Origin of the sequence: Pseudonocardia sp. NPDC049635, from assembly GCF_040659795.1 — a bacterium.
Lineage (GTDB): Bacteria > Actinomycetota > Actinomycetes > Mycobacteriales > Pseudonocardiaceae > Pseudonocardia.
The window spans coordinates 231,191-252,412 of sequence record NZ_JBFAON010000006.1; the positions used below are offsets into that span (position 1 = coordinate 231,191).

21 protein-coding genes are annotated in these 21,222 nt (G+C 70.5%); 11 read left to right on the top strand and 10 right to left on the bottom strand.

Features of this window, described 5'->3' with window-relative positions; genetic code table 11:
* The 7 genes from AB0J24_RS10725 to AB0J24_RS10755 all read left to right on the top strand — a co-directional run bounded on the left by AB0J24_RS10725 (window position 1) and on the right by AB0J24_RS10755 (window position 9,398).
* Window positions 1-654 (top strand): RraA family protein, encoded by a 654-nt coding sequence (locus tag AB0J24_RS10725; RefSeq protein ID WP_358678690.1) that lies wholly within the window; start codon window positions 1-3, stop codon window positions 652-654.
* Between the two features lie 108 nt (window positions 655-762).
* A complete protein-coding gene (locus tag AB0J24_RS10730) occupies window positions 763-1,425 on the top strand; it encodes a GntR family transcriptional regulator (protein ID WP_358678692.1) in 663 nt (220 codons plus the stop codon).
* A gap of 344 nt (window positions 1,426-1,769) precedes the next feature.
* Window positions 1,770-3,833 (top strand): acetoacetate--CoA ligase, encoded by a 2,064-nt coding sequence (locus AB0J24_RS10735; RefSeq protein WP_358678694.1) that lies wholly within the window; start codon window positions 1,770-1,772, stop codon window positions 3,831-3,833.
* 137 nt (window positions 3,834-3,970) lie between these two features.
* Window positions 3,971-4,819 (top strand): fumarylacetoacetate hydrolase family protein, encoded by an 849-nt coding sequence (locus AB0J24_RS10740; RefSeq protein WP_358678696.1) that lies wholly within the window; start codon window positions 3,971-3,973, stop codon window positions 4,817-4,819.
* Between the two features lie 76 nt (window positions 4,820-4,895).
* On the top strand, window positions 4,896-7,223 hold the full coding sequence (locus AB0J24_RS10745; protein ID WP_358678699.1) for a pyruvate dehydrogenase: 2,328 nt from the start codon (window positions 4,896-4,898) through the stop codon (window positions 7,221-7,223).
* A 143-nt stretch (window positions 7,224-7,366) separates the two neighbouring features.
* Window positions 7,367-8,554, top strand: coding sequence for an acyl-CoA dehydrogenase family protein (locus tag AB0J24_RS10750; RefSeq protein WP_358678702.1), 1,188 nt, complete (start codon window positions 7,367-7,369; stop codon window positions 8,552-8,554).
* Window positions 8,555-8,693: 139 nt separating this feature from the next.
* Window positions 8,694-9,398: a GntR family transcriptional regulator gene (locus tag AB0J24_RS10755; RefSeq protein ID WP_358678705.1), complete on the top strand. Its 705-nt coding sequence runs from the start codon at window positions 8,694-8,696 to the stop codon at window positions 9,396-9,398.
* A 75-nt stretch (window positions 9,399-9,473) separates the two neighbouring features.
* Here the strand turns inward: AB0J24_RS10755 and AB0J24_RS10760 are convergent, their stop codons facing one another.
* On the bottom strand, window positions 9,474-9,908 hold the full coding sequence (locus AB0J24_RS10760; RefSeq protein ID WP_358678708.1) for a nuclear transport factor 2 family protein: 435 nt from the start codon (window positions 9,906-9,908) through the stop codon (window positions 9,474-9,476).
* A 420-nt stretch (window positions 9,909-10,328) separates the two neighbouring features.
* Between AB0J24_RS10760 and AB0J24_RS10765 the strand changes: the two genes are divergently transcribed.
* The 3 genes from AB0J24_RS10765 to AB0J24_RS10775 all read left to right on the top strand — a co-directional run bounded on the left by AB0J24_RS10765 (window position 10,329) and on the right by AB0J24_RS10775 (window position 12,167).
* Window positions 10,329-10,940, top strand: a complete 612-nt coding sequence (locus tag AB0J24_RS10765; protein WP_358678711.1) for a VOC family protein — start codon at window positions 10,329-10,331, stop codon at window positions 10,938-10,940.
* Between the two features lie 61 nt (window positions 10,941-11,001).
* Window positions 11,002-11,379 carry a nuclear transport factor 2 family protein gene (locus AB0J24_RS10770; RefSeq protein WP_358678714.1) on the top strand — a complete coding sequence of 126 codons (378 nt, stop codon included), beginning with the start codon at window positions 11,002-11,004 and terminating at the stop codon, window positions 11,377-11,379.
* A 263-nt stretch (window positions 11,380-11,642) separates the two neighbouring features.
* Entirely contained in the window at window positions 11,643-12,167 is a 525-nt protein-coding gene (locus AB0J24_RS10775; RefSeq protein ID WP_358678717.1) for a YceI family protein, read from the top strand.
* A 167-nt stretch (window positions 12,168-12,334) separates the two neighbouring features.
* On the opposite strand, the gene AB0J24_RS10780 is transcribed toward AB0J24_RS10775, so the two are convergent.
* The 6 genes from AB0J24_RS10780 to AB0J24_RS10805 form a co-directional block, all read right to left on the bottom strand.
* Complete coding sequence (locus tag AB0J24_RS10780; protein WP_358678720.1) at window positions 12,335-12,781, bottom strand: nuclear transport factor 2 family protein; 447 nt, start codon at window positions 12,779-12,781, stop codon at window positions 12,335-12,337.
* Window positions 12,778-13,146 carry an EthD domain-containing protein gene (locus tag AB0J24_RS10785; protein ID WP_358678723.1) on the bottom strand — a complete coding sequence of 123 codons (369 nt, stop codon included), beginning with the start codon at window positions 13,144-13,146 and terminating at the stop codon, window positions 12,778-12,780. The genes AB0J24_RS10780 and AB0J24_RS10785 overlap by 4 nt, the downstream gene beginning before the upstream one ends.
* 44 nt (window positions 13,147-13,190) lie before the next feature.
* Window positions 13,191-13,664 carry a nuclear transport factor 2 family protein gene (locus AB0J24_RS10790; RefSeq protein ID WP_358678726.1) on the bottom strand — a complete coding sequence of 158 codons (474 nt, stop codon included), beginning with the start codon at window positions 13,662-13,664 and terminating at the stop codon, window positions 13,191-13,193.
* Between the two features lie 87 nt (window positions 13,665-13,751).
* Window positions 13,752-13,976 (bottom strand): hypothetical protein, encoded by a 225-nt coding sequence (locus AB0J24_RS10795; RefSeq protein WP_358678729.1) that lies wholly within the window; start codon window positions 13,974-13,976, stop codon window positions 13,752-13,754.
* A 121-nt stretch (window positions 13,977-14,097) separates the two neighbouring features.
* Window positions 14,098-14,475 (bottom strand): nuclear transport factor 2 family protein, encoded by a 378-nt coding sequence (locus AB0J24_RS10800; protein WP_358678732.1) that lies wholly within the window; start codon window positions 14,473-14,475, stop codon window positions 14,098-14,100.
* Window positions 14,476-14,513: 38 nt separating this feature from the next.
* The gene (locus AB0J24_RS10805; RefSeq protein WP_358678735.1) at window positions 14,514-16,115 is read right to left on the bottom strand and encodes an FAD-dependent oxidoreductase; all 1,602 of its coding nucleotides are present in this window, start codon (window positions 16,113-16,115) and stop codon (window positions 14,514-14,516) included.
* 745 nt (window positions 16,116-16,860) lie between these two features.
* On the opposite strand from AB0J24_RS10805, the gene AB0J24_RS10810 reads away from it, so the two are divergent.
* The gene (locus tag AB0J24_RS10810) at window positions 16,861-18,537 is read left to right on the top strand and encodes an FAD-dependent monooxygenase (protein ID WP_358678738.1); all 1,677 of its coding nucleotides are present in this window, start codon (window positions 16,861-16,863) and stop codon (window positions 18,535-18,537) included.
* A 186-nt stretch (window positions 18,538-18,723) separates the two neighbouring features.
* Here the strand turns inward: AB0J24_RS10810 and AB0J24_RS10815 are convergent, their stop codons facing one another.
* The 3 genes from AB0J24_RS10815 to AB0J24_RS10825 all read right to left on the bottom strand — a co-directional run bounded on the left by AB0J24_RS10815 (window position 18,724) and on the right by AB0J24_RS10825 (window position 21,060).
* Window positions 18,724-19,632, bottom strand: coding sequence for a universal stress protein (locus AB0J24_RS10815; RefSeq protein ID WP_358678741.1), 909 nt, complete (start codon window positions 19,630-19,632; stop codon window positions 18,724-18,726).
* Between the two features lie 328 nt (window positions 19,633-19,960).
* Window positions 19,961-20,308 (bottom strand): hypothetical protein, encoded by a 348-nt coding sequence (locus AB0J24_RS10820; protein WP_358678743.1) that lies wholly within the window; start codon window positions 20,306-20,308, stop codon window positions 19,961-19,963.
* A gap of 146 nt (window positions 20,309-20,454) precedes the next feature.
* Window positions 20,455-21,060: a helix-turn-helix domain-containing protein gene (locus tag AB0J24_RS10825; RefSeq protein ID WP_358678746.1), complete on the bottom strand. Its 606-nt coding sequence runs from the start codon at window positions 21,058-21,060 to the stop codon at window positions 20,455-20,457.
* Between the last annotated feature and the right edge of the window lie 162 nt (window positions 21,061-21,222).

Consider the following 21,222-nt stretch of genomic DNA (forward strand, 5'->3'; position numbering starts at 1 on the left):
ATGTCCGGTTCCGCCACCCGGAGCCACCAGCTCGCCGCCGCGACCGTGCACGAGGCCGCAGGGCGTCGCGGTGCCCTCCCCGCGCGGATCAAACCGGTCGCCGACTCCATGCACGTCGAGGGGCCGGCGTTCACCGTGCGGCTCGCACCGGGTGACAACCTCGGCCTGCACCGGGCGCTGTACGAGGCCTCGCCCGGGGACGTCCTGGTCGTCGACACCGGAGGTCACCTCGAGTACGGCTACTGGGGCGAGATCCTGAACGAGGCGGCGATGCAGCGCGGTCTCGCTGGCCTGGTGATCGACGGCGGCGTCCGCGACGTCGCGCACCTGCGCACGGCGGGCCTGGCGGTGTTCTCGGCGGGGGTCTGCATCCGAGGGACGGTCAAGGACCCGGCATCGGCGATCACCCTCGGCGCGACGATCCGGATCGGCGAGGTGACCGTCCGGCCCGGTGATCTCGTCGTGGGCGACGTCGACGGGGTCGTGGTGGTCGCGGCGACCGAGGCGGCGCAGGCGGTCCGCGCTTCCGCCGAACGGGAGGACAAGGAGCGGGAGATCATCGATCGCATCCGTGCCGGTGAGTCGACCCTGGCACTCTACGGCCTCGACCGGGGCCTGCCCGCTGGGGACGGTGGTGGTCCGCAGGGGACGTGACCGCCGACGCGGCTGTCATGATGGGCCCGCCCTGTCGAAAGGGGCTCGGCGGCGAAGGGACGGTCGATCGTGGCAGGGCTGGGATCCGCTTCGGCGGGGGAGGGGGCGGTGCGCAGCGCTGCAGGCGCTGCCCTGGACGGACTGCGGCATCTGGTCGTCCGCGGAGTGCTCCGGCCCGGTGACCAGATCCGTCAGGACGAGATGGCGGAGACCCTCGGCGTGAGCCGGGTCCCGTTGCGCGAGGCGCTGCGGGTGCTCGCCGCCGAGGGTCTGCTCACCCACCGACTCAACCAGGGCTACTTCGTCGCGAGCCTGAGCCCGGACGAGTTCCGTCAGATCGTGGCGCTCCTGGAGTTCCTGGAGATCGAGCTGATCAGAACCGCCCGGTGGCCGACCGACGCCGAGGTGGCGGAACTCCGCGAGATCAATTCGGAGCTCTCCGTCGCCTCGGAGGACCCGATCGCGACCAACGACGCCAACCGGCGTTTCCACTTCGCCCTTTACTCGCTCTCCCCGTTGAAGGTCTACGTGGCAGAGGCCGAGCGGTACTGGGCGCTCGCCGAGCCCTTCCGCCTCCGGCACCTGGCGGCGTCGGACACCGAGGACATCCGGTTGCAGCATGAGCAGCTGGTCGATGCCCTCGCCGCCCGGGACCGTGCGCTCTGCATCCGGGTGATGAACGACCACCGCCGGGACACGCTGCTCGCCGCTCTGTCGGCCGCCGGCGGCCGGCCCGAGTCACCCGCCCGCGAACCGCGGGCCGCAGGCTGAACCCGGTCCGATGCGGGGCGGCCGTGCAGCGACCCGGGATCGGAGGTGGCTCCGGGGTGCCCCGGCGCGCTCCACGCCCCGCCCGTCTCCCGCAGCGGTCGACGCCTCGGCACGCTGCGTGATCATCGCACGTCTCGGCGAGCCGGTCGCCCGGCTACCCTGCCACGTCGTTCACGCGGTCTGACGCGGCCGTCGCACCCCCGTGTCGTACGGCCCGGTCGCCCGAGACCGTCGAGCCGCCTGTCGGCGGCCCAGCTTCCGCTGCTTGCTGTTATTACATATTGCGTTATAGTTCCTCCGGCGTGCTGGTGGCGCATTCGCGACGTGGTCGAGGGGGATCGCAGGTGACGGCAGGCGGTGGGTCGACACCGACCCGGGACGACGGCGGGGAGATCCTCTGGGTCCCGCCCGCCGAGCGCGCGGCCGCGACCGCGATGGCCCGATTCCTCCGGTGGGTCGCCGAGCGTGAGGGCGTGCCGGAGGACTATCAAGCCGTCTGGGCCTGGTCGACCCGGCCCGGTTCCGGCTTCTGGGCCGCACTGGCCGAGTTCTTCGAGGTCGCCTCGGACGGCGACTGGACCGTGGAGCGGACCCCCGGGGTCGACGAGCTGTCCGGTGCCGATTGGTTCCCGCAGGTGCAGCTGAACTACGCCGAGCACGCGCTGCGCGGAGACGACGCCCGCGGTCCGGCGCTGGTTCAGCTGAGCGAGGACCGTGACCCCGTCGACGTGTCCTGGGTCGAGCTGCGCGGCCGGGTGGGTGCGTTCGCCGCTGCGCTGCGCGCATGGGGGGTGCGCCCGGGGGACCGCGTCGTCGGGTACCTGCCGAACCTGGTCGAGACGGTGGTGGCGCTGCTGGGGTCGGCCGCGGTGGGCGCGGTGTGGGCGTGTTGCGCACCGGACTACGGCACCGACGCCGTGATCGACCGGCTGGCCCAGATCGAGCCCAAGGTCCTCGTCGCTGCCGACGGCTACCGTTTCGCCGGCCGGCCCGTGGACCGGACCGAGGAGATCGAGCAGATCGTCGCCGGGTTGCCCTCGCTGGAACGTGTCGTCGTGGTCCCGCGCCTGCGGGCCGCGGTGGGCCTCGACGTCGCGGTGCCGGTGGTGCCCTGGGCCGACGTGGCCGCAACCCCGGCCGAGCCGGTGTTCGAGCGGGTGCCGTTCGACCACCCGCTGTGGATCCTGTACTCGTCGGGTACCACGGGGCTCCCGAAGGGCATCGTCCACTCGCAGGGCGGCATCGTGCTCGAGCATCTGAAGTGGCTCGGTCTGCACGACGACGTACGGGCCGGTGACCGGTTCTTCTGGTTCACCTCCACCGCCTGGATGGTCTGGAACGCCTCGGTGTCCGCGTTGTTGCTGGGGGCGACGGTGGTGCTCTACGACGGTGCGCCGAACCGGCCGGGCGCGGACCGGCTCTGGGAGCTGACCGCGCAGAGCAGGGCCACCCAGTTCGGCACCAGCGCCGGTTACCTGACCGCGTCCCAGAAGGCCGGGCTGACACCGGGACGCGACCACGACCTGAGCGCGCTGCGGACGGTGCTCTACTCCGGTTCCGTGCTCCCGGTCGACGGGTGGAGGTGGGTCTACGAGGCCGTGAAGGGCGACGTCTGGCTGGACGCACCGTGCGGCGGTACGGACGTCTGCACCCCCTACGTCGGTGGCAACCCGCTGAGCCCCGTCCACGCGGGCGAGATGCAATGCCGTTTCCTCGGGACCCGGGTCGAGTCGTGGGACGAGGAGGGGCGTCACGCCACGGACCGGATCGGTGAACTGGTCGTGACCGCCGCGATGCCCTCGATGCCGGTCCGCTTCTGGAACGACCCGGACGGTTCCCGGTTCCGGGAGGCCTACTTCGACGTCTACCCCGGCGTGTGGCGGCACGGGGACTGGATCACCATCACCTCCCGCGGTACCGCGACCGTGCACGGCCGCTCGGACTCGACGATCAACCGGCACGGTGTGCGGATGGGCAGCGCCGACATCTACGCCGCCGTCGACCGGATCCCCGAGGTCACCGACAGCCTGGTCATCGGGGCCGAACTGGGTGCCGGTGACTACTGGATGCCGCTGTTCGTGACGCTGGCGCAGGGTCAGGTCCTCGACGCCGCCCTGAGGGCCCGGATCGCCGACGAGATCCGCCGCAGCTGCTCGGCCCGGCACGTCCCCGACGAGATCCTGCAGGCGCCCGCCATCCCGCACACCCTGACCGGGAAGCGGCTGGAGGTGCCGGTCAAACGGCTCCTCCAGGGGTTCGAGCCGGCCCGTGCGGTCAACGCCGGCGTGGTCGACACCCCCGAGGTGCTGCAGTGGTTCACCGAGCTCGGGGCCCGACGGCGTGCAGGCACGGCAGACCCCGACCCCGCCGGTGAGCGGGTGCGGGCACCCGCGGACGGGAGCAGCTGATGCCGGTACCGGTCTCCCGCTTGACCGGCCGAGCACCGCGCACGGTCGCCGACTTCGTCCTCGCTCACCGCGAGCTGTTCACCTCCTGAGTCCCGACCCGTACCGCCGGCGGGTGACCCGCCGGCCGAGAGGCAGACATGCGCATCCTGAACCTGTCCGGCCGACTGGCGATCGAGGTCGACGACGGCCACGCGGTCGACGTCGCGCACGCCAGCGCCGGTCGCTTCGGACCCGACCCCCAGTCCGTCTACCAGCAGTGGGACGAGTTCGTGTCCTGGGCGGAGGGCGGGTTCGACCGGTCCGTGCGGGAGCCGGTCGAACCTGGTTCCCTCGGCGCCCCGGCGCCCCGGCCGGGTCAGGTGTTCGCGGTGGGGCTGAACTACCGCGAGCATGCCTCGGAGGCCGGTCTGGATCTGCCCGAGATCCCCGTCGTCTTCACCAAGTTCCCTTCCTCGGTCACCGGCCCGTCCGGTGTCATCGCGTTGCCGAAGGGGTCGGTCGACTTCGAGGTGGAGCTCGTCGCGGTGGTAGGCCGTGCGGCCTCGGGGGTCGACGCGGCCACGGCATGGACTCACATCGCCGGCCTGACCGTCGGCCAGGACCTCTCCGAGCGGGAGCTGCAGCTGGCCGGCCCCGCGCCACAGCAGTTCAGCATGGGCAAGTCCTACCCCGGGTTCGCCCCCGTCGGGCCGGTGCTGGTCACCCCGGACGAGTTCGACGACCCCGACGACATCGCGATCAGCTGCACGCTGAACGGTGTGGAGGTCCAGCGGACCCGCACCAGCGACATGATCTTCTCGATCCCGGCGATCGTGGAGTTCCTCTCGGCCGTGGTCACCCTGTGGCCCGGTGACCTCATCTTCACCGGAACCCCCTCCGGAGTCGGCTGGGCGCGCGACCCCAAGCTGCTGATCGGCGCGGGGGACGAGCTGGTCACCGGTGCGGAGGGGATCGGGCAGATGCGCCACACGTTCAGGAACACCTGACGGTGCCTCGTACCGGACGGATCACCCGCCCGTCCGCCGCCGAGGTCGCACCGTTCACGAACCGGAAGGAGCCGTCATGACGGCTGCCCTCACCCCGCTCGAACAGGACCCGGGGCGCCTCGCGGTGCTCGAGGACATCGAACGTCGGGTGCTGTGGTTGTCCACGGCGATCATCGACCACGCCAACCGGGTGCGCCCGAACCCGACCGGGCTGAAGGTGGGCGGGCACCAGGCGTCGTGCGCCTCGATGACCACCCTGATGACGGCGTTGTACTTCGAACATCTGCGTGCCGAGGACCGGGTGTCGGTCAAACCGCACGCCTCACCGGTGCTGCACGCGATCAACTACCTGCTCGGGGACCTCGACGAGGCCTACCTCACCACGCTGCGTTCGTTCGGCGGGCTCCAGTCCTACCCGTCGCGCTCCAAGGACCCCGACACCGTGGACTACTCCACCGGGTCGGTCGGTATCGGAGCCACGGCTCCCGTCTGGGGCGCGCTGTCGCGTCGCTACGTCAACTCCCACGGCGGGGACGCCGGTACCGGGCGTCAGTACTCCCTGGTCGGTGACGCCGAGCTCGACGAGGGTGCGGTGTGGGAGGCCGTGCTCGACCCGATGGTCGGCGAGCTCGGCGAGGTGGTGTGGATCGTCGACCTCAACCGGCAGAGCCTGGACCGGGTGGTCCCCGACATCGGTGCGCCCCGGCTGCAGGGCATGTTCGAGGCGGCCGGTTGGCAGGTCCTCACCGTGAAGTACGGCCGGCTGCTGAACGAGCTGTTCGCCCGGCCGGGAGGTGGTGCGCTACGCCGCCGGATCGACGACATGACCAACCCGGAGTACCAGCGGCTGCTGCGCTGCACCCCGGCGGAACTGCGGAAGCGGCTACCCGACACCCCGGAAGTGCAGGAGCTCGTCGCGACGCTCGACGACGACACGCTGCACGCGGCGATCCGGAACCTGGGTGGCCACGACATGCGGGCGGTGGGTGACGTCTTCGGCGCGATCGACGACACCCGACCGACGGTGATCTTCGCCTACACGGTGAAGGGGCGCGGCCTGGCCAGTGAGGGCCACCCGCAGAACCACTCCTCGCTGCTGTCCGCGGAGCAGATCGCCGAGCTGGCCGAGCGGTGCGGGACCTCTCTCGACGACCCGTGGCAGAAGTTCGCCGCGGACAGCCCCGCGGGCCGGGCGTGCGCGGTGGCAGCTGAGCGGCTGCGCCGCGAGCCTCGTGAGTACACGCCGGTCGGCCCGCTCCCGACCGACACCGGGCGCACCCCGTCGGGTACGGCGACCACGCAGGCCGCGTTGGGCCGCGCGCTGCTCGACCTGACCCGATCCGCTCCCGAGGCGGCCCGCCGCGTCGTGACCCTGTGCCCGGACGTCTCGTCGTCGACGAACCTCGGCGGCTGGGTGAACAAGGTCGGTGTGTGGTCGTCGGACGAGCGGCGCAACTGGTTCGAGGACGACCCGGAGACGATCCTGCACTGGCGGGAGAAGCCGACCGGACAGCACGTGGAGCTGGGGATAGCCGAGGGCAACCTGGTGGGGCTACTGGGCGAGCTCGGTGCCACCTGGAGCCGCTGGGGCCAGCCTCTGCTGCCGATCGGGGTGCTCTACGACCCGTTCGTCGAGCGGGCGCTGGAGCCCTGGTCCTACGGAATCTATGCAGGTGGACAGTCGATCCTGGTGGGAACCCCGTCCGGGGTGACCCTGGCACCGGAGGGCGGCGCCCACCAGTCGATCACCACCCCGTCGGTGGGACTGGAGCAACCGGGCTGCATCACCTACGAGCCGGCGTTCGCGGTCGACACGGAGTGGACGCTGTTCGCCTCGCTGGCCCGGCTCGGGCGCCCGGACGGCAGCAGTGCGTACCTGCGGCTCTCGACCCGCCCGGTCGACCAGACCCTCGCCGCGGTGCCCACCGACCCCGCGGCCCGGGAACGGCGCCGACGGCAGGTCGTCGCCGGCGCCTACCCGATCCGTCGGACGGGCGCCGGGGCACCCGCGGTCACCCTCGCGGTCATGGGCGCCGTCACTCCGGAGGCACTCGCCGCGGCGGAGCGGCTCGAGAAGATGGGTACCGCGGTCGATGTGGTGTGCGTGACCAGCCCCGGTCTGCTCTTCGACGCCGTGCAGGCACGTGCCGGAGCCCCGGCGCGCGGTCCCCGCACCGAGACCTGGATCCTGGAGGCCGCGTTCCCGGCCCGCCGGGCGGCCCCCCTGGTCACCGTGCTCGACGGCCATCCGCACACCCTCGCGTTCCTGGCGGGGATCAACAACGTCCGGGCAACCCATCTCGGTGTCACACGGTTCGGACAGTCCGGCGACCTGGACTCGGTGTACCGGCACCACGGCCTCGACAGCGACCGCATCGTCGCGGCCGCGCTCGACCTGATCTGAGGGCGGTGTCCACGGACTCGTCGACGCTGCCGGCACCGGGGTTCGGGCCCCGTCGAGGAAGGCGTGGTCGGCCCGAGCCGGGGCCTCAGTGCAGCTGCAGCACCGTCGCGGCTACGACAGCCGCATGACGAAAGGTCACACAGATGACAGAGATCCTCGCCCAGCGGTCGACCGACCGGGTCGCCGCCGAGCTGCGTGAGCGGGCGCGCGAGCTCGCGCCGGTGTTCGCCGGACGTGCGGCCCGGACCGAGGCGAACCGGGCGCCGCTCGACGAGTCCGTTCGCGACCTCGTCGACTCGGGGCTGCTCTCGGCCGTGGTCCCGAAGGTCTACGGCGGGTACGAGCTCGGTCTGCACGACATGACCGACATCATCCGGACGCTGAGCGCCGGATGCCCGTCCACCGGATGGGTGGCCGCCTTCTACATCGGTGCGGCGTGGCGGGCGAACCTGTTCGGGGAGAAGGTCCAACGGGAGATCTTCGCCGACAAGCCCTACGTCCTCGGCGCCGGCCAGGCGGCGCCGATCCGCGAAGCCCGCCGGGTGCCCGGCGGGTACGTCATCTCCGGCCAGACGGCCTGGAGCTCCGGGTCGGTCCATGCCGAGTGGATCATGTTCATGGGCGTGGTCGTGGATGACGGCGTGCCCGCTCCGACGCTGTTCATGGTGCCGCGCGAACAGACCGAGGTGGTCGACACCTGGCACATCAGCGGCATGGCGGGCACGGGGAGCAACGACGTCCGGGTGGAGGAGGTGTTCGTCCCCGAGTACCGGGCGGCCTCGTTCGTGGACGCCCTGAACGGCACCGCCGAGGGACAGCTGCTGCACCCGAACCCGATGTACCAGCTGCCGTTCGTGCCGTTCACGATGTGCGAGGTGGTGCCCGTGGTGGTGGGTGCGCTCCGCGGTGCCACCGCCGCCTTCACGACCCGCACCGCCGAGCGGCAGGGCACGATCAGCCAGGAGAAGGCCGTGGGCAAGCAGGCGGCTCAGATCCGCCTGGGTCGGGCACTCGCCTCGGCCGATGCGGCCGAAGCGCTCCTGCGGCACTACGTGGACCGCATCCTGGATCGCCGTCCGACCCGGGCGGACCCGGGCGACCGGGCCGAGATGAAGCTCAGGGGCGCCTTCATCAGCAATCTGTGCCGGGATGCGGTCAACGACGTCGTCCGTGGGATCGGCGGCGACGGTTTCCGCACGCACTCACCGCTGCAACGCTTCTTCCGCGACATCAACGTGGTGTCCGTGCATGCCTTCCTCGACATCGACACCGCCGCGGAGACCATCGGTAGGCAAGCCCTCGGCCTGCCCCTGGAGGACCGGCTGATCTGACGGCGCGTACCCGGTCTCCGTCGGCGGGTCGTCGATCCGTCGACGGGCCGGGCTGCCTTCCGGCCCGGCCACGCCCGCACGGGAGCTATCATGCATAACACCGTGCGGGACGATCCCCGTGCAGAGAGTGGGAGCGTTCATGGCGTCGTCGGGTTCGACGGTGCGGCCGATCGAGTCGCGGTCGGTCGCCGAGCTGGTCACCTTCGAGTTGCGTCGCTCGATCGTCAACGGAGCGCTGGCACCCGGGCAGGAGTTCTCGCTCCGCGAGATCGCAGGAATGCTCAACGTCAGTTTCATCCCCGTTCGTGAGGCCCTGCGCAGTCTCGAAGCGGAGGGCCTGGTGATCAACCGGCCGGGGCGGAGCTCGATGGTGGCGCCCCTGGACCTGGACGATCTGCATGCCATCTACCGGCTGCGGCACGATCTGGAACCCAATCTCGCCGCCCGGGCGTGTCCGCTGCTCACCGACGCCGAGCTGGACCGTCTCGACCGGCAGGCCACCGAGTTCGGTGACCATGACCGCGGAATCGACGAGATCTACGAGGCCCACCACGTCTTCCACCTGGCGTTGCTCAAGCCCGCGGCGACCGAGTGGGACACCCGTATCCTGGGCACCCTCTGGCGGGCGGCCGAGCGCTACATCCGGATCGGGTTCGGCCGGCTCGACCCGGACCCCCGTGAGCACGGTCGTCGCGAGCATGCTCATCACGACCTGCTCCGAGCCTTCCGCAGCCGCGATGTCGAGGTGGTTCGCCAGGCCGTGCACGACCACCTCGCGCACAACGAGCAGATCGCCCTGCACGCTCTGGAGCCCTCGGTCGATCCCGCGGCCGAGGCACGCTGACCCGCTCCGACCCGGCCGCCGGCACCGTCCTGCCCCGGAGGACGGGCCGGCCGGCCGGGGAGGCCGTCAGCCGCTCTACGGCCAGATCTCCGGCTGCAGGATCGGACGCACCTCGCGGGACGCCAGTCGCCAGCCCGCGTGGGTGAGCGAGTAGCGGTCGTGGAACTCCACCACCCGGCCCTGCTCGGTCGCGTAGGTCACCGGGCCCTCACCGTCGGCCATCGGGCCGTGGAGCACCAGGGATCCGATGACACCGGTCGCCGAGTCGGCGGTCAGCTCCGGGAAGTGGAAGTTCGTCAGCAGGTGGCGCGTCGTGAGCGCCGGGCGGTCACGCATCGCGGTGCGGATCTCGTCGTGCCCGCGCAGCGGCGTGCCGCCGCGGTCGAACACCCCGTCCGGGGCGAAGAGATCGATCATGGCCTCGAAGTCGTTGTTGTCCAGGAAATAGGCGAAGCGTTGGCTCAACCCGGTCAACTGCCATTCGGTCAGCATCCGGTCGGACTCGTCCACGGTCAGCCTTCTCCCTCGTCGAGCATCCCGGCGGCGGCAACCGTGCCGGTGTGGTGGGTGACGTCCGCGCTCGCGGCGCGCAACGCTATATGAGATAACATGCACCACCGCCCGGCGTCAGGGAAGGGCGGGAACCCGCTCGGTCAGATGTTGTTATAACGAATATCAAGCGGTACCATGGGTCGCGAATCAGGGCCACCAGCGGCGGCCCGCCCGCCGGTCCAGGGATCCGACCACGAGGTGTCAACGATGATGCTCGTCTTCACCGACGTCACGCGCTGCCCGGACGTGCCCCTGGCCGGACCCTGATGTTCGCCGCGAGGTGCAGGTCCAGAACCTGGCACCCCGGTATCCCCCTCCGGCGGACCGGTCGCCGGTCGTTGCGGAGCATCCACCCCCGTCCTCGCGAGGAGAATCGTCATGGCCGCCCCCGCCCGTAAGCCGCGCCCGGTGATCGCGCCGAAGCTGCACCACTCGACCTTCTTGACACTCAAGCTCGACGAGATGGTCGCGTGGTACGAGAAGGTCGCCGGGCTGACCCCGGTGCACTACAGCGAGGGCGCCGCCTGGCTGACCAACGACGAGGCGAACCACCGGGTCGCCTTCGTCGCCCATCCCGCGATCAAGAAGCCGGTCGACAAGCCGACCAGCGCCGGGTTGCACCACACGGCGTTCGAGTACGCGAACTTCGACCAGTGGCTGGACAACTACAGCCGGCTCAAGGACGAGGGCATCGTCCCGTTCATGTGCCTCGACCACGGCATCACGATGTCGATGTACTACGCCGACCCGGAGGGCAACGGCGTGGAGATCCAGGTCGACGCGTTCGGCGACTGGGCGGTGTCGAAGGAGTGGATGTGGGCCTCCCGCGAGTTCGCCGAGAACCCCATCGGTCAGTTCTTCGACCCGGACAAGCTCGTCGAGGCCAGGGAGCAGGGTCTGTCGAAGGACGAGATCCACGCCGGGGCCCACGCGGGGAAGTACGCACCGGAGAACCCGCCCGCCGACATCCTGCTGCCCGAGGTGTACTGACCGCCTCGTCAGACGGACCCCCGACCACCCATCACTGCACCACTGCACACCGGAGTGCCCCATGCCCGTCGACACAGCCCCTGACATGACCGTCGCCCGCCGGCTGCTGGAGGCCGCCGACACCGACATCCCGGCGTTCTTCGAGTTCTTCACCCCGGAGACCGAGTTCCGGATGGGCAACTCCGAGGTCGTGACCGGCAAGGACGCCATCATGGCGTGGGTCGGTCGGTACCTCGGCTCCGTCGCAGGGATGAAGCACGACATCCTGGAGGAGTTCTACAACGACGACACCGCCGCGCTACGGGTGAACGTCACCTACACCATGCAGAGCGGGGCCAGCTTCACCCTGCCTGCCGTGACGCGGACCCGTATCGACGGGGACAAGGTCGTCGAGTACCTCATCTACATGGATCCGTCCCCGGTCACCGACGCCTCCTGACCGGGCCGGCCCGGGGTACGGGTTCGACGGACGGGCGCCCGGCAGCCGGTACGCATCCAGCAGCGGGTCCGGCCTGCTCGCGCGCCCGGCTGCCGGGCGGTGCCCGTCGCGATCCGATCGGGTCGAGCGCCGGTCGACGAGCAACGACGGCGCGAACACTCGATCGGTCCGAGCCTCGTGCCGGCCGTACCACCGGGCCGTTGGCCCGTCCCCGGTTCGCCGCAGGCCCGCGCCCGAGTGAATGCCACCAGTCAGGAGGACACATGACCGAGATCCGCCCCACACCCCCCGGGCGCCGTGACGGCACGGTGCCCGACGGAACCTACGCCGTCGATCCGGCCGCGTGTGCACTGCGGTTCCGGGCCAAGGCCTTCACCCTGCTCTGGGTCCGCGGGACGATGCCCGTCGTCGCCGGGACCCTGCATGTCCGCGGTGGCCGGCTCAGCGGGGAAGGGGCGGTCGCCGCGGACCGGGTCGCCACCGGGGTCGGAGCACGTGACTGGCATCTGCGCAGCTCCCATTACCTGCACACGAAGCGGTATCCGCAGATCACTCTCTCCGCGACGGACGCGGATCTCGGTTCCGACACCGTCGACTGCACGGTGACCGTGCGCGGGACCAGCAGGTCCGTGCCGATGGCGATCACCACGTCGCACTGCGAGGGGGACCGGTTGCACATCGCGGCGAGTACCCGCCTCGATCGCACGGTCTTCCCCATGCTGCCTCCGCTCGCGGGGGTGTCCCGGATGGTCGACATCGAGCTCACCGTGGTCGCCCACCGGACCTGATCCGGCGGGAGGTCGACCGGTCGCCGCCAGCGGTCACGAGTGCAGCGGCATCTGTGTGGGCATCGGTCAGCGAGTGGAGGTGCCGCGGGCAGCCCCCGGCGTCAGGGCCGTTGTGCCTGGACCTGCCCGCGGTCCGAGCGCTCACCTCTCAGAGGCCGGTCGTCTCCCTACAGCTCACCGGGCACGAAAGGGATGCCGTCGTGCCAGACGAAGGTGAGGTCCACCGAGACCAGCTTCCAGCCGCGCGGGGTACGGCGGCAGGTGTTGTCGTACCAACCACCGATATCGGCGTGCTCGGAGGCGTTGTCCGCATCCGGTACGTGGGTGGCCTGCAGGTAGTGGTTGGTCGTGGCGTGGTCCCCGTCGATGGTGATCGCGACGTTGGCGAACAGGTGCTGGGTGGCCTGCCACGGGGCGAGCACGGCGGCGACGGTGCGGGCCATGTCCTTCTTCTCCAGCCTGCCGAACGGCAGGACGAGGTGACCGTCGTCGGTGAAGAGGTCGGCGAAACCGGTCCAGTCCTTGGTGTCCGCGCACCGGGCGTAGGCCAGGAGCAGGTCGTTGATCTCGGCGCGGTCGAGCAGCCTGCGGACGTCGGATTCGAGCGTGCTCATTCGTAGACCTCCACGACTCGCCAGCGGACCCCGCCCGGCTCGATGAAGTTGGACTCGTCGGCGAGCACCCGGGGCAGGACGTCGTCGGACAGGAACGCGTCGACGAGAGCTTCCGCGTCCTCCCGGGTGGCGAAGCGAGCTTCGGTGATGACGGCGATGTCCGGCAGCTCGGTGTCGTCACCGCGGCCCTCGGCCAACCGTCGGGACAACGGCGCCTCGTCGATGATGTAGTTGCGCCGGTACTGCAGGATCGTCGCCGGGAGCAGCCGGCCGATCAGCGCAGTGTGCGTGTTCTCGTAGTAGTCGATGAAATCCTCACGCGAGATGTCGCGTCTCTTCCTGATGGTCAGAATCGTGCTGAACATGAGAATCCTCCGGGAAGTGGGGGCGGTTGCGGGAGCGGCAATGCTCAGCCTGCTCCGACCGCCTGGGCGACGGCGCCCCGTAGGTGCAATGACATGTCGCCGGTACCGTCGGCGTGGATCCGGCGCTCGTCGAACCGCCATGCGTGCCCGTCGCGGGCGAACACGTCGGCGTAGGTGCCCTGGAACATGATGTGGGGCGCGGTTCCTGGTACGGCCTGGAACACGACGACATAGCTGTGCGCTGCCGCGGACTGCCGGTCCTCGGCCAGGTCGATCCGGATGTTGGACACGGTGTGGCGGGTAGCGGGCACACCGTTGTAGAGGATCACGTTCTCGGAGAGGAATCGGGAGACGGTGTCGAAACCGCGCAGGGGGGTGTCCGGATCGAGGTACCAGGTGCCGTCGGCGAACAGGCGGGCGGTGTCGTCGAGGTTCCCCGAGTCGATTCCCTCGCAGTAGGCGAACAGCAAGCGGGTGATCGCGTCTTCCGCCTCGAGACGTTGCAGGTCGTAGGTCATACCACGTATTCCTTCGTGATGTGTCGGTGCCGCGCGTCCGACTGACGGTCCGGCTTCTGGACAGCAGGACGACGACGTTGGGGTGTGCTACGTGAGAAGGAAGCCGGCATCGGCCGGCAGCGCGACACCGGTGACGTAGCGGGCCTCGTCGGAAGCCAGGTGGAGCACGGTGTTGCTGACGTCGACGGAGTCCGGCCACTGGACGGGGATCGCGTTGGCGGCGCCCTCCTCGGCGAGCCGGATCGCATGGGCCCGGCCCTGACCACGTGCAACACCGGTGATCAGGGTTACCTTGTTCTCCACGCGTCCCATGTCGTTCTTCCTTCCGTCGGGGACTCGTGGATCTGATGAGGTGACGCTGCCGTGCTCGCACCGGCACGTCCGTCCTGTCCCCGTCCGGTGTCGACCGGGGTCATGGCGCTGTGCGGTGGCGTCAGGTCAGGCGGCTCGTGTCGACGTAGACGCGCCAGCCGCTGAGCGAATCGCCGTCGAAGTCGAGGAAGGAGCAACCCTTCACCTTCACCTCGTGGCCGTCCGGGAAGACGTAGCTGACGACGATCTCGACGCCGACCCGGTTGTTCGTGGTGTCGATGGTGAGGGGCCCGAGCTCGTGGGTGACGGAGCGGAAGTTGCCTTTCCAGGACCCGACGAACTCGGTGATCGCCTCCGGCCCCGTGACCGGGTCGACGTCGTTGAAGGCGAAGACCGCGTTCGGGATGAGCCGCTTCTGGAAAACCTGAGGGTCGTTCGCGTCGACCTCGGCGTAGAAGGCGCGGGTCGCACCGGCCAGGTCGGTCGTCGAGCTCGTCATGGGTGGGTTCCTCTCGATCGGTGGTCGTGCGGAGCTGGTCAGGCCGCGACGGCGCGGCCGGCGAGATAGGCCGAGCACTGGATGAGGCCGATGGTGTGGCCACCGGCCCAGTAGGCCTCGCCAGAGGGGGCGGCGGCGCAGTTGCCGACGGCGAACAGGCCGGGGATCGGGTCACCGTCGGGTCGGAGCACCTGCCCGTCGGGTTCGCAGCGTGGGCCCCCGGCAGTGTCGATCAGGGCCGGTCCGAGGACGGTGGCGTGGTAGGGGCCGTTGCCCGACAGCGGCGCCATCATGGGGTTGGGTCCGTCCCCCCACCCGAAGTAGGCGCTCAGGCCCTGTTCGATGGGGGTGCTGCCCCGCCCGAAGTCGTGGTCGACGCCCTCGGTCGCCATCCCGTTCCAACGTTCGACCGTCCCGGCCAGCGCGGTACCGAACCCGGCGTCGAGTTCGGCCTGCCCGGTGAGTGGGCGGAGCTTGTCCAGCCTGGCGGCGATCCCCTGCTCCAGATCGGCCAGGGAATCGGCGGTGACCACCCAGTACGGGTCGTCCCCGGGAGCGGGGATCAGGTTCCCGAATCCCTCACCGCCGAAGCGTGTGGCGGCCTCGTCCCAGATCGCGATGAGCGGGTTGTTCGGGTAGGTACCCAGCTGGCCGTCCCACGCGAAGAACGTGCGGGCGAAGTCGTGGTAGGGCAGCTTCTCGCTGACCACCCGCCGGCCGAACCGGTTGACGACGATCAACGAGTCACCGGGGATCATGAAGGATCCGCGCACCCCCGCCGGGTCCTCGACCAACCGCTCCAACACCATCGGCGCGCGCATGCCGAGGTTGAGGTTCACCAGGTCGGCGCCGGCCTCGCGAGCGATGGACAGCAGGTCACCGGTGTTGGTCCGGGCCGCGCAACCACCCACGTAGGACTGGTCGAGGTACTGCAGGCGCAGGCCCGGGTCCTGGGTGAAGCCACCGGTCGCGAACACGACGCCGCGCCGCGTTCGGACGCGGCGGAGCACACCGGCCTGCTCGATCTCGGCGCCGACCACGGCCCCGTCCTCGAGCACCACCCGGGTCACCCGGGCCTCGACCGTGATCGGAACGTTCGCGCGCTCACACGCCTCGGCGAGCTTGTCGACCAGGACCCGGCCGCCGGTCGGGCCGCCCTGGCTCTCGGCAGGGAACAGGATCCGGCCGGTGGGTGCCGCGTCCTCCTGGATGTGCGCGTAGTAGTCCGGGAAGTCGGCGGCGTGTCCGAACTCGAGGACCCCGAGCCGTTCGTAGGTCTCGGCCGCCTCGGAAGCGTGATCGTAGAAGGCTGCGATGCCCCGGTACTCCCAGGCCGGGAGGCCGAGCGTCGGGCTGTCCGGGTCGTAGAGCCTCGGCCGGGACAACCTGGCCATGTAGCGCAAGGCTTCCGGGCGCGGGTCCGTGCGTCCTGATGCGCGCAGGAAGCGGTTGTTGGGGATCCACATGTAGGCCGCGGACTTCGCGGTGGTTCCGCCGATCGTGGCAGCCTTCTCCACGACGGCCACCTCGGCACCGTGCGACGCCGCGATCACGGCCGTGCCGAGCCCGCCGATGCCGCTGCCGGCGACCAGGACGTCGACCTCCTGGTCCCATCCGGCGGTGTCCTGACTGTGGGTCATCATTGACTCCCGAGGTCGGAGCGATGTCTGCGGCGTGATCGCCACGCCATGGTGCTGCTGCGGTGCAGCTCGAGGGCTTCGGCGGCGTCGTGCGTCAGGTGATCGGAACGCTCGGGAACGCGGGACGTGGACACGACACCCGCTGCCGCGTGGATCCGGAACGGTGACGAACGCTACCCGGTATATGTTATAGCAGCAAGGGTCTTTTGTTCCTGGCGTCGAGGTCGGAACGAGTGTGAACTGCCGCCGTCGGCACGTCGATCTGACCTGGATCCGTGTGCGGACGCGCTCTCTCCGGCGTCGTTGACGGGCCCTGGAGCGACTGCTATAACAGCTGTGACCGGTGTTATAACGCCAAGCCAGTTGCCTACCGGGCCTCGTCGAAGGAGACGTCATGGCTGTATCCGGCAGTGAGCGCTTCAACCGTGCTCGGCGGGTCAGACTCCTGATCTTCCTGCCGTGACCCAAGGGCGAGCGGTGTCCCCGTGGTGCGTCCGCCGGCCGTGCCGTCCCGTCGACGGTCGCCTGCGTCACCGCCCCGTGGCGGACGGTCCGCTCGATGAGACGCCCTCCGCCCTGCGACGGGCTGCCGGGGGGCACAGGCCGTAGCGGCCGCAGATCCCCGCTGCGACCGGCCGCGCGACGCGGCCGGCAGGCCCGAACATCCCTACCGCCTCGATGAACGACCGGTGTGCCTCTGCTCGGTCCGCAATCTCCGGACATCACGAACCAATCGGAGCCCTGAATGACTGCCCCCGCGCCCCAGCCCGCACTCGTCTTCGGTGGTGCCCCGAACCGGCGATCCATCGTGATCTCCGGCGCGGGCCCGGTCGGGATGGTGCTCGCCCTGGAGCTGAGCCTGCACGGTGTGCCGAGCACGCTCATCGAGCAGGCGCCGCACACCACGCCCTTCCCGAAGATGGACCTGACGAACGCCCGCAGCATGGAGCTGCTCGATCGGCTCGATCTCGCCGACACGATCCGGTCGATCGGGGTGCCCGCCGAGCACTCCTTCGACGTGGTGTTCGCCCGTTCCATGGCCGGTCCGCAGGTGGGGCGCTGGCACTACCCGAGCGTCGACGACATGTGGACGTGGATCCGGGAGACGACCGACGGGACGGCCCCCGCCCAGGCGTGGCAGCGGGTCACCCAGATCGAGGTCGAGCGCGCACTCATGGAGCGTTGCCTCGCCGACCCCCGGATCGAGGTCGTCCGTCCGTGGCGGGTGACCTCGATCGCCCAGGACGACGACGGTGCCGATGTCACCGCCGTCTCGCGGACCGACGGTGCCGAGCTCCGGATCCGCGCCGACTACGTCGTCGGTGCCGACGGTGCCGGTTCCGTCGTGCGCCGGGTGATCGACGCGCAGATGGAGGGCGAGCGCGGAGTCGTCACGTTCTGCCAGGTCCACTTCAAGTCCCGTGACCTCGACACGCTGCACTCGCACGGCCAGTTCTGGCACACCTTCTTCGTGGGAGGCGGGGTCGGAGCCATCATCGCCCAGGACGAGGTCGACACCTGGACGCTCCAGACGACCGCGATCACCGACGGCGTCGCGACCGAGGACGTGGACAAGCAGGAGCTGCTCGACAGTGTCTGCGGGCGGCACCTGGAGATCGACGAGGTGCTGCAGAGCAGCATCTGGCAGGCCAACGTCCTGGTGGCCGACCGGTACCGGCAGGGGCGGCTGTTCGTCGCGGGCGACGCGGCGCACGAGTTCATCCCCACCGGTGGTTACGGGCTCAACACCGGTTTCGCCGATGCGGTCAATCTCGGGTGGAAGCTCGCCGCAGTGATCCGCGGTTTCGGTGGGGAGCGGTTGTTGGACAGCTACGAGATCGAGCGTCGCCCGGTGGCGATCCTGGGACGGGACTGGTCGTTCCGGCACCTCGGCGTCCACGTCAAGTCCCAGGAGCTGGCCGATCCCGACCTCATCGAGGCCGACACCCCCGACGGGGAGAAGCATCGTGCGGAGCTCGCCGAGTACTTCGCGGCCAACACCGGCGAGCACGGCAGCTGGGGCGTCGAGATGGGGTACCGCTACGCGGACTCGCCGGTCGTGCTGGGCGACGACGAACCCGCGCCACCCTTCGACGGTGCGACCTACTCGCCGACCACGACACCGGGTGCACGCGCGCCCCACGTGCCGTTGGCGGACGGGTCCTCCCCGCTCGACCACTTCCGCGCAGGATTCACCCTCGTCTCGTTCGTCGGTGCGTCTGTTGCGGACAAGCTGGTCAAGGACGCGGCGGCGGCCGGCGTTCCGCTGGAACTGCTGACCCTCGACGACCCGAACGTCCGACGTGTCTACGAGCGGGATCTCGTCCTCGTCCGCCCCGACGGGCACGTGGCGTGGCGCGGTGACGCGCTCCCCGACGACACCGAGACGCTCCTCGCGAGGGTCACGGGCCGGGCGGAGTAACGCCGGGCGGCGCCTGCCGAGCGGGGCCTCGACGTATCCCGTCACGGCACCGGGACGGCTCTCGACGAGGCCCCGGCCGGCCGGACGGGACCCGTCACCGGTGGTCGACGGCGCCCCGCGACGACCGGTCGGCGTCGCACCGGCACGACGCCCGCGGTTGCGGTGGACCCGACACCCGGCCCGCGGTCAGGGCTGGATATCGGACACGGCCGGCTCGGGCGGCTCGGTCAGCACTGCGACCGGGCAGTGCGCGTGGTGGAGCACCGAGCGGCTGATCGAGCCGAGCAGCAGCCCGGTCACCCCGCCGTTGCCCCGGGACCCGACGACCAGCAGCTGTGCCCGTTCACCGGCCGCCAGCAGGGCCTGTGCGGGATGTCCGCGCACCAGCTCGGTCGTGATCGGCACGTCCGGACGGGCCTGCCGGGCGGGCAGCACCGAATTCTCCAGCTGCCGTCGTTCGTCGTCCTCGACGCCGTCCCACTGGACCAGCTCCAGCACGTAGGGATCGATCCGGTCGTGGCTCCACGCCCGTACCGCCAGCACCGGGGCACCGAGTCGGGCCGCCGACTCGACGGCGAAGCGCAGCGCGCGTGCACTCTCCGGGGACCCGTCGACGCCGACCACCACCGGCCCGTCCGGCACGCCCTTCCCCCGGACGACGACCACGGGGCACGGCGCGGCCGCCGACAGCGCCATCGACACCGACCCCGCGAGCAGTCCGGTGAACCCGCCGCGACCACGACTGCCGAGCACCAGCAGCGCTGCCGTGCCCGCCTCCTGGAGCAGCGCCCGCTTCGGGGAGCCGATCAGGATGTCATAGGTGACGGTCAGCTCCGGGACGAGCGCGCGCGCCTGCGCCGCAGCTCCGGTGAGCTCCTTGCGCAGGTGCTCCAGCAACACGTCACGGTCCCCGTCGGGGAGCACCCCGGCGGCGGCCGGCGGCCGGTAGGCCGACCATTCGAGCACACCGACCAGCCGCAACGGTGCGCTCCGGCGGGCCGCCTCCCCGGCGGCCCAGCGCACCGCACCCAGCGCCGACTCCGAGCCGTCCACACCGACGACGACCGCCGGCACCCCCTGCCCGTCGACCGTCACGTCCGGCCCCTTCCCGTCGCCCGCGTCATGTCTCGAGGCCGAGTGTCACGTACCGCGCCCGGTGCGCGACAGGGGAATCCGAACCCCGGCCGGGGGACGGAGGTCCCGGACCGGCTGGGCCGGAATCCAGTGGGAGCTCTCAACGGTCCAGTTCGGCGAGGGTCGTGAGCAGGCCGTCCCAAGCGGTGCGGGTGTCCGCATCGTCGACGTGTGGGCCCGGAACCAGCGCAGGAACTCCCCGGGGTCGGTGAGGGTCCATGCGAGGCGATCCTGCCCGACCCGGCGGGACGGGTCACGGTGTCCCGTGACCCGTCCGCGAGCGGAGCGCTCAGCCGTCGATCGAGTCGCCCGCGCCGGACTCCTGCGCGCACACGTCGGACTGGTCGGTGACCGAGTCACCGCTCTTGGCCTGGCCGGACCCGAGCAGGCCCAGCGCACCGGTGAGGCCGTTGCCCGCGGCCGCGTCCTCGACCGGGACCTGCACGCCGAGCACGTTGACCGGAACGTTGTTGTTGCAGGCCTGGATCGGCACGTCGAGGTTGTTGCCGTTCCCGGCGGCGACGAGGCCGTCGGCGCTCTTGTCGATCTCGTTGTCGTCCGAGGCGAACGCCATCGGGCTCACCGCGAGCAGCGACGCGGCCGATGCCGCCACGACCATTCCAGCCTTCTTCAGCACAGATTCTCTCCTGTCGGTTCGTGGGCGGCCGGGAACGACCGCCGAGGTGCCGATGCGATGACATGGGGGAGCCCACATCGGCTGCCGTGCACCGTATTCGGCCGAAATCCAGGACTCAATTCAGGCAATTCCATCGTGTGAGCAGATCACCCTGGGTTCGGATTCGCACTCGATACGGTCATGTCCGGGAAAGCGCTCCTCGGTGCGCCCGGCGGGGGCTGCCCGGGTGGGGCCGGTCGCTGTTCGCTCCCGCGGAACGTCCGGCGGTAGGTGGCCGGCGGAACGCCGAGCTGCGCGGTGAAGTGTCTCCGCAGGGCGGCGGTCGTGCCGAACCCGCACCGGACGGCGATCCGGTCGATCGACAGGTCGCCGAGCTCGAGCAGCTCGCGGGCCCGCTCCACGCGTTGGCGCAGCAGCCATTCGTGCGGGCTCAACCCGGTCTCCTCGCGGAACCGGCGGGTGAGGGTGCGGACACTGATGTGCAGCCGTGCAGCCAGACCGTCGAGCGACAGCGGCTGATCGAGCCGGTCGAGCATCCACCCGCGCAGCTCGGCAGTGCCCGCCCCGGAGCCCACCGGCGCGACCGGGCGGGCGACGTACTGCGCCTGACCGCCCTCCCGGTAGGGCGGCACCACGGTCCGGCGGGCGACGTCGTTGGCGACCGCCGCCCCGAAGTCCCTGCGGATCAGGTGTAGGCAGAGATCGATCCCGGATGCCTCGCCGGCCGCGGTGAGAATCCGCCCCTCGTCCACGTAGAGCACCCCTGGGTCCAGCTCGACGTGCGGGAACCGGCTGCGGAATCGGTCCGCGGAGAGCCAGTGAGATGCTTCTATGACTGTCAAGTGGTCATCGGGGATGTGTGGGTGGCTGTGAGGAGCCGGAAGAGTTCGCGGCTGATGTAGCGCTTGAGGATG

Bases quoted from the DNA above. Each gene is read 5' to 3' on its own strand.
- AB0J24_RS10770 (WP_358678714.1), top strand. From the start codon at position 11,002: ATGCCCGTCGACACAGCCCCTGACATGACCGTCGCCCGCCGGCTGCTG.
- AB0J24_RS10790 (WP_358678726.1), bottom strand. From the start codon at position 13,664: ATGACCTACGACCTGCAACGTCTCGAGGCGGAAGACGCGATCACCCGC.
- AB0J24_RS10800 (WP_358678732.1), bottom strand. From the start codon at position 14,475: ATGACGAGCTCGACGACCGACCTGGCCGGTGCGACCCGCGCCTTCTAC.
- AB0J24_RS10780 (WP_358678720.1), bottom strand. From the start codon at position 12,781: ATGAGCACGCTCGAATCCGACGTCCGCAGGCTGCTCGACCGCGCCGAG.
- AB0J24_RS10755 (WP_358678705.1), top strand. From the start codon at position 8,694: ATGGCGTCGTCGGGTTCGACGGTGCGGCCGATCGAGTCGCGGTCGGTC.
- AB0J24_RS10745 (WP_358678699.1), top strand. From the start codon at position 4,896: ATGACGGCTGCCCTCACCCCGCTCGAACAGGACCCGGGGCGCCTCGCG.
- AB0J24_RS10740 (WP_358678696.1), top strand. From the start codon at position 3,971: ATGCGCATCCTGAACCTGTCCGGCCGACTGGCGATCGAGGTCGACGAC.
- AB0J24_RS10765 (WP_358678711.1), top strand. From the start codon at position 10,329: ATGGCCGCCCCCGCCCGTAAGCCGCGCCCGGTGATCGCGCCGAAGCTG.
- AB0J24_RS10805 (WP_358678735.1), bottom strand. From the start codon at position 16,115: ATGACCCACAGTCAGGACACCGCCGGATGGGACCAGGAGGTCGACGTC.
- AB0J24_RS10775 (WP_358678717.1), top strand. From the start codon at position 11,643: ATGACCGAGATCCGCCCCACACCCCCCGGGCGCCGTGACGGCACGGTG.
- AB0J24_RS10785 (WP_358678723.1), bottom strand. From the start codon at position 13,146: ATGTTCAGCACGATTCTGACCATCAGGAAGAGACGCGACATCTCGCGT.
- AB0J24_RS10750 (WP_358678702.1), top strand. From the start codon at position 7,367: ATGACAGAGATCCTCGCCCAGCGGTCGACCGACCGGGTCGCCGCCGAG.
- AB0J24_RS10795 (WP_358678729.1), bottom strand. From the start codon at position 13,976: ATGGGACGCGTGGAGAACAAGGTAACCCTGATCACCGGTGTTGCACGT.
- AB0J24_RS10810 (WP_358678738.1), top strand. From the start codon at position 16,861: ATGACTGCCCCCGCGCCCCAGCCCGCACTCGTCTTCGGTGGTGCCCCG.
- AB0J24_RS10725 (WP_358678690.1), top strand. From the start codon at position 1: ATGTCCGGTTCCGCCACCCGGAGCCACCAGCTCGCCGCCGCGACCGTG.